General features: G+C 46.1%; 8 protein-coding genes. 3 read left to right on the forward strand and 5 right to left on the reverse strand.

Annotation, left to right across the window (positions count from 1 at the left end; all coding sequences use genetic code 11):
• Positions 1 to 84: 84 nt before the first annotated feature.
• Complete coding sequence (locus QUA16_RS35060; protein ID WP_333109268.1) at positions 85 to 1,038, reverse strand: tyrosine-type recombinase/integrase; 954 nt, start codon at positions 1,036 to 1,038, stop codon at positions 85 to 87.
• Between the two features lie 504 nt (positions 1,039 to 1,542).
• On the opposite strand from QUA16_RS35060, the gene QUA16_RS35065 reads away from it, so the two are divergent.
• Complete coding sequence (locus QUA16_RS35065) at positions 1,543 to 1,896, forward strand: element excision factor XisH family protein (protein WP_333049118.1); 354 nt, start codon at positions 1,543 to 1,545, stop codon at positions 1,894 to 1,896.
• On the forward strand, positions 1,884 to 2,213 hold the full coding sequence (locus QUA16_RS35070) for a XisI protein (RefSeq protein ID WP_333109266.1): 330 nt from the start codon (positions 1,884 to 1,886) through the stop codon (positions 2,211 to 2,213). Before QUA16_RS35065 ends, QUA16_RS35070 begins: the two co-directional genes overlap by 13 nt.
• Positions 2,214 to 2,421: 208 nt before the next feature.
• Here the strand turns inward: QUA16_RS35070 and QUA16_RS35075 are convergent, their stop codons facing one another.
• On the reverse strand, positions 2,422 to 3,003 hold the full coding sequence (locus QUA16_RS35075) for a hypothetical protein (protein ID WP_333109265.1): 582 nt from the start codon (positions 3,001 to 3,003) through the stop codon (positions 2,422 to 2,424).
• 222 nt (positions 3,004 to 3,225) lie between these two features.
• On the opposite strand from QUA16_RS35075, the gene QUA16_RS35080 reads away from it, so the two are divergent.
• Positions 3,226 to 3,813, forward strand: a complete 588-nt coding sequence (locus tag QUA16_RS35080; protein WP_445299841.1) for a recombinase family protein — start codon at positions 3,226 to 3,228, stop codon at positions 3,811 to 3,813.
• Positions 3,814 to 4,083: 270 nt separating this feature from the next.
• On the opposite strand, the gene QUA16_RS35085 is transcribed toward QUA16_RS35080, so the two are convergent.
• The 3 genes from QUA16_RS35085 to QUA16_RS35095 form a co-directional block, all read right to left on the reverse strand.
• Positions 4,084 to 4,755 carry a DevA family ABC transporter ATP-binding protein gene (locus tag QUA16_RS35085; protein WP_333109264.1) on the reverse strand — a complete coding sequence of 224 codons (672 nt, stop codon included), beginning with the start codon at positions 4,753 to 4,755 and terminating at the stop codon, positions 4,084 to 4,086.
• Positions 4,756 to 4,768: 13 nt separating this feature from the next.
• A complete protein-coding gene (devC, locus tag QUA16_RS35090) occupies positions 4,769 to 5,905 on the reverse strand; it encodes an ABC transporter permease DevC (protein WP_333109263.1) in 1,137 nt (378 codons plus the stop codon).
• A 95-nt stretch (positions 5,906 to 6,000) separates the two neighbouring features.
• Positions 6,001 to 6,462, reverse strand: coding sequence for an HlyD family efflux transporter periplasmic adaptor subunit (locus QUA16_RS35095; protein ID WP_333109269.1), 462 nt, complete (start codon positions 6,460 to 6,462; stop codon positions 6,001 to 6,003).
• Positions 6,463 to 6,525: the final 63 nt, after the last annotated feature.

Raw genomic sequence — 6,525 nt, forward strand, 5'->3', positions numbered from 1 at the left:
TAAACACAATGGTACACCGCATATTTGTCTATAAGTGTATCATTTTGTCTATTTATTCGCTACCTAGGGACTAGCTCTCAAGCCCTAAAATTCCAAATGCTGCACGGCCCGCCGCTTAGTTTCCTCCCCACGCCTGTCATATTTTGCCGTAGTTACCGGGGAAGCATGACCCGCCAACTTTTGTACAGTAACAATATCCACCCCAGCATCAAGGAGGTCCGAGCAAAACGTGCGCCGGAAGTCGTGGGGACTAAAAGACTCCACCCCAGCGAGAAACGCCCGCCGCTGCACAATCTTCAACACACCATCCTCCGTCATCCGCCGCCGCTGAATTTCTCCCCCTTTCCGAATCGGGTACAACAGAGGCCCTGGAGCCTCTCCCCTCAACTCCAGCCACTCGGACACTAAAACGCAAGCAGACTCCGGGAGGTAAACCGTCCTGTCTTTCTTGCCCTTACCCTCCCGGACGAACAGCGCTCCCGTGGATAGATTGAAATCTCGCCTCAAGAGATTGACCGCCTCACCGCGACGGATGCCGCCCCCTCGCAAGATAGCAATCAGCGCCGAGTCCCTAACATCAATAGGGGTCTTACCAGAGCAGCTTTCCATCAATGCAGCAATCTCACAGAGCGTTAGCGCGCGCCCCCTAACCTTTCCCGATTGCTTGATACTCCTGACATCCACCGCTTTACTGTAATCTATTGGGTCGATTAAATCCAACCGCAGAGCTTCCTTCAACACCCGTCGCAGGGCGCACAGCATTTGGTTCACCGTCGCCGGGGCGTACTTTTTCTCAAGGAGGGCCGAGCGCAGAACCGCCGTATGTCTGTAGCGCAATGCCGCCCAATTCAAAGTCATTGCGTCGCACTCCCCACCTGTCAGCATCCGGGCCATGATATTGAGTCCTTCTCTCATGGTTGCCTTTGACCGCTCGCTCCCCAAACTGTCGAGGTACACGGAGGCCGGGTGCTGAGTCAGGGGTACCGGACAGGGCAGATTCAAGGTTTCTGGCTGTTGCTCTCCAATTCGGTTGAGCATTTACTCTTTCAAAGTGACATTATAAATACTAAATTTTACGCCGTTAACGGTTCACGCGATCGATTTGGCTCTTCCCTCGTGAACCCTCACCGTCCGGGAACGGACTCGTGTGTTCCCTCCTGTTCGTAGAAGAAGAACACCTTTATGCAGCTTTAGCCTGTTTTTTTGGGCTAGTTGCTGTGAATGACCTGATAAGCTGTTCTGCATTTAAATTGTATGTCAAAAAATAATCAAACTCTTGTGGGGAGTAGGGGTTGGGCGTCCCGCCCGCCCTGAACCTACAATTTAAATGCGCGACAGCTTATTGCTTTATCGCTGGTGGGTGGGAGAGTTATGCCAAGTGGGGGGAATTTTTGGGGAGTGCGATCGCGAATGGCTGTAATGATATGATGGCGGAATGGCAATCAATACTGCTCGGTTAAGCAATTTCGTGGATATGATATGTCCGCTAAAGATATCTTTCACAATGCTGTTCGTTCAGCTTTAGAAAAATAGGGATGGATCATCACTCACGATCCTCTTTTTATCAAGGTAGAGGAACTTGATTTTTTTATCGACTTAGCAGGGGAGAAAATTTTAGCAGCAGAGAAAGATGGCTTCAAAATTGCTGTAGAGATTAAGTCTTTTATCGGTGCATCTGATTTAGCCAGCTTTTATATAGCTTTGGGTCAATTTCTCAGCTATCGTTCTGCCCTGAGAAAAAAGCAACCGAACAGAATTTTGTATTTAGCAATAAACCAAGATGTGTATAATGATTTTTTCAGCAATCGTTTTATTCAAGAATTAATCGCTGAGCATCAGCTCAAATTACTCATTTTTGATGCTATTCAAGAGGGGATACTTTTATGGAAAGAGTAAACTACAGAGAATTAATCCAAACAATTCTGTCTCAACACTCAAGGAATGACTTGGATACTGAAACAGAAGTTCAATTACTTTTTGATACCGAACGAGAGCATTATCATGTGGTTCATTTGGGCTGGGACGAGCAAAAACGGGTTTACGGCTGTGTGATTCACGTCGATCTAAAAGATGGTAAATTTTGGATTCAGAGGGATAGAACGGAAGCAGGAATAGCGAATGAGCTAGTAGCCGCCGGAGTTCCCAAGGAAGATATTGTTTTAGCTTTTAAAGCCCCTTACGTGCGTCAATTTACTGAGTTTGCAGTGGGGTAATTGGGATACGGAGGATTTACATTTTCATCAAAAATAAAGTATTTAGTTTTGTCACGCGAGCGGAATTTACGCTTATAGAACCCCTTTGAGATCTATTGCTGTAAGCGTAAGCCCTGTGCGATATCAATTTTGGATCTTTTGCCACCATTGCCCCATGATTTCTCGTCTTGTGGCTATTGAGTTATGTGAGACGACTTGTTTGTCTGCCTTATTTTTTAAGAAAAGATGTCAAATGGGTTCTATAAGACTCTGGCGTTACATCCTTAATCCAGCGGTCGTCTGGCGTCCAATGCAGATAACCGCAATTCCGGTCGCGGTTGCGACCCGTAGGCAGAGGCTGGTACAAACCGTCTGGAGGCACATCCACAGGTCGCTTCACGGGACACTCAAGAGCCATTTTCAGCTCCCTTAACTCCTGCTGTCGCCGGGGAGGGCTATAGGTCAAACACCCCCAGAGCACGTAGCGCTGGAAGCTATAAGCACTCGCCTTCAGAGACTTCGGAGAGCCACACGCCAACTTCGGTTGGCACTCCAAGCGCAGCGGTTCGACAATTAGTTCCAAAACTTGCGGCAAATCCAGCCACTTCTTATCCATATCCGCCACGGGGACGTGGTTGTTCAACTCCTTAGTTGCCAGTGACAGCCGTCCGCGCAGTACGTCCACCGCCGGCACTTCCCTGTAATCCCTAGAAGTGATTTCATTGTGGTATTGAAACTTCCCCACCGCCAGCAGCGCACAGAGGTAATTCTTGCGAGTGTGGGGGCTTCTAGCATTTCGTTCCTCAATCAAAAACTTACGCTAAGGAATCGATTAGCCGTTTTGAATATTGAGATCGCCTCTTATAAACCTGTACCAATTGATCCGTCTTAAATTTAAAAGCCTCAAATTTTTACTGTACCGTAGAAAAAAACTGTACCAAATAATCTATAGTCTATTTGGTACAATCACAAGTAACGATGTGGTAAGGGTTTGAGACCTCTATTTTCGGGAGGGTTTAATTGGTACATGAGGGTGGCTATTTATTGTCGAGTTTCGACATCTGACCAGTCTTGTTCTCGTCAAGAACGGGATTTAATTGACTATGCTCATAAGGCTGGTTATGAGGTGGTTGGTATTTGGAAGGAAACGGTTTCTGGGGTGAAAAGTAAGCATCAAGAACGCAATCAAGTGATGAAATTAGCCCAACATCGTCAGATTGATGGGATTTTGGTGACTGAGTTAACTCGTTGGGGTCGTAGCACTTTAGATTTGATTCATACTTTACAGGATTTGAATCACTGGGGGGTTTCTCTGATTGCTCAAACGGGGACTCAGTTTGATTTGGATACTCCTCAAGGGAAACTGATTGCTTCGATTATGGCTTCTCTTGCTGAGTTTGAAAGGGATTTGGTACGAGAGAGAGTTTGTTCAGGTTTGGCTGCGGCGAAGGCGAAGGGCAAAATTTTAGGTCGAAGACCTGGACAACGAATTAAGTCTGACCGTCTTGCTCCTAAAGTTTTGGAGATGGTTGAGCAGGGGTCTTCTTATCGTTGCATTGCAAAGGAACTTAATTTGAGTAAAACTACTGTTTCCGAGATTGTCAAGCGACATCGCTCATAGAGTAAGTTAGACAAATAGCTAAGAGTGAAACCCTTGTGTGGCAACACTTCTGGGCTTAACGGCACTTTTCGCACGATTACTACTCAAACGCCAACCCCTTGCTTAATTCTTGCCCATCTCCCCCGAAAAAAATCGCTCTCCTTCATTCCTAAGCCTGAAGCAAATACAGTTTCTTATGAAAGGGTTAGGTCACAAATTGGTAAAAAGCACACCACGAAAAAGTGGCAAAATTGATCCAAGTTTTGATACGTTTGCCCAGAAGAATCAGGCTCAAAGAGCTTGGCCATCCTCCAAACGCACAATCCGATCTGCCACATCTAAAATCCGGTTATCATGCGTCACTAGCAAAATTGTACAGCCTTGCTCCCGTGCAAGATTTTGCATTAAATCCACCACTGCCCGACCAGATTTACTATCGAGTGCAGCCGTCGGCTCATCGGCTAAAATTAAACGTGGACGGCTAATTAATGCCCGCGCAATTGCCACCCGTTGCTTTTGCCCCCCAGACAAATCATGCGGGTAATAATCAATATGATCGTCCAAACCTACCTGCTGCAAAATTTCTGTAGCGCGTTGCCGCATCATGTTACGGCTGCAATTGGGATGTACCTCTAGTCCCATCATTACGTTTTGTTGTGCGGTCAAACTATGATGCAGGTTGTGGGCCTGGAAAATATAGCCATTGTTGCGGCGAGCATAGACCAACTTTTTTGCACTGGCACCGCAGAGTTCCTTACCAAGAATCTTGATACTGCCTTCTTGGGCAGCCCGCAAACCACCCACTAACGTCAGCAGTGTCGTTTTTCCCGATCCTGATGGACCAGTCAGAATAATGACTTCCCCCGTTTTGATCTGCAAATTGATGTTACACAATACCTGCTTTTTCAGATTGCTGTGACCGAAGTAGTGATTGAGGCTATGAATATTGATCGCGTCTTCCATAAGAAGTTCAGACTTAGAAAATATCAGCAGGATCGGCGGAATGAAGTTTGCGTGTTGCGATGACACCGGAGATCAAAGACATAAAAATCGTAGTTACCAGTATCCCCATCGTCCGGGCAAATGTTAGGTAGATCGGTAATCTTGTCGCTTGTTGGGTCAGATAGTATAGTAGGCTACAAATAGCCACGCCGGGGATAAATCCCAGTACCGCTAAGATGATTGCCTCTTCCAACACAATCCCCAGTAAATAACGCTGCTGATAGCCCATCGCTCGGAACGTTGCATATTCCTGAAGGTGAGAATTCACATCCGTGGACAGTACTTGATATACCAAAATTACCCCCACGATAAAGCCCATAACTACACCCAAGCTGAAGATAAAACCGATGGGGGTATTCGTCGCCCAGTAGTTTTTCTCGAAATCGACAAATTCTTGTAGGGTGTACACATTCACATCATTCGGTAAATGCTGTCGCAATGCCTGGGCAATTTGGTGTGGGTCGCTACCAGAGGTAATTTTAATCAGCCCCAAACTCACATTACCAGCATGACGTTGAGGATATAGTCGCAAAAACGTTTCCGTGCTCGTTACGAAACTGCCATCCATGCCAAAGGAGGAACCAATCGTAAATAAACCTCGGATATGCTGTTTGTGACCTTGTATTTCTGTTATCACGGGTTTATTTTGGGCAAAATCGGTTAGTACCGATTTATAGTCGCCTCGTGTATTTTGGTCAAAGAGTAATGTGTCAGGAATTTTTAGGCGATCAAGATTTTGATTGATATCCGACCGATTAATAAATTTTCGACTCGGATCAGCGCCCAGCAGCAGCATTGGGCCTTTCTTCCCTGTTGTCGGATGCTTCCAATTCGCTAGTACCACATAGAGTGGATTGACTGATTCCACACCCAGAACATCCAACGCCTGATACAGCCGTCGTCGCGAGAATTCGCCGGGATATAAGATATTCCGTATCTGCGGGCTGGTCAGCACAATATCCGCATTCAAGGTCTCAGGAATCCGCACTGAACTTTTAAACAGTGCCCCCTGAAACCCTAATTGCATTAACATCAAAATATCTGCAAAGGCAACTCCCGAAATAGCTAAGATGAACTGCCCCTTGTTATGTCTCAATTGCAGCCATCCCAAAGGAGTCCGACATCGTAAGCTTTGCCAGAGGGTAGGCGGTTTTTGAGCAACGGATGACACTGTTGACAGTGCAAATTTTTGCTTCCGTGAACTGTTCATTGAACTCTCTCCTGCTCAAGCTGTATTGACATTTCTACTTGCAAGTTAGTCAAATTCACCACCTTCTGACTCGATTCTGGATCAAGCTGCACGCGCACTTCGACAATGCGTGCATCAATATTCGCTGTAGGGTCTGTGTTGATCACATTTTGTCGCTGTACCGTATGCCCAATTTCTGTAACCGTTCCTTGCAGTGTTTCATGAATTGACGTGGCTCGAACCGTTACCCTCTGACCTGGTCTAACCTTTACTACATCACTGTCGTAAACCTCAGCCACAGCAACCATCTGCTGCGTTTGCCCCAAATCCAAAATTCCCAGGTTTTCACCCAAACTGCGAATGGTTTCCCCTGTATGTGTATGGATCTTCAGCACTTGTCCTGCTTGAGGGGCGCGGATATATGCAGTTTCCCACACCACTTGTGCTTGACGTAAATTCGCTTGTGGGTAGTAATAAATATGTAGTGAAGTTTAATTACAGTAATTGAATACATAGGATAATTTTATAACTCACACAATCAA

Origin of the sequence: Microcoleus sp. S13_C3, from assembly GCF_036700905.1 — a bacterium.
Lineage (GTDB): Bacteria > Cyanobacteriota > Cyanobacteriia > Cyanobacteriales > Microcoleaceae > Microcoleus.

Excerpts from the sequence above, each read along its gene's own strand:
- QUA16_RS35070 (WP_333109266.1), top strand. The coding sequence starts at position 1,884 with ATGGAAAGAGTAAACTACAGAGAATTAATCCAAACAATTCTGTCTCAA.
- QUA16_RS35060 (WP_333109268.1), bottom strand. The coding sequence starts at position 1,038 with ATGCTCAACCGAATTGGAGAGCAACAGCCAGAAACCTTGAATCTGCCC.
- QUA16_RS35085 (WP_333109264.1), bottom strand. The coding sequence starts at position 4,755 with ATGGAAGACGCGATCAATATTCATAGCCTCAATCACTACTTCGGTCAC.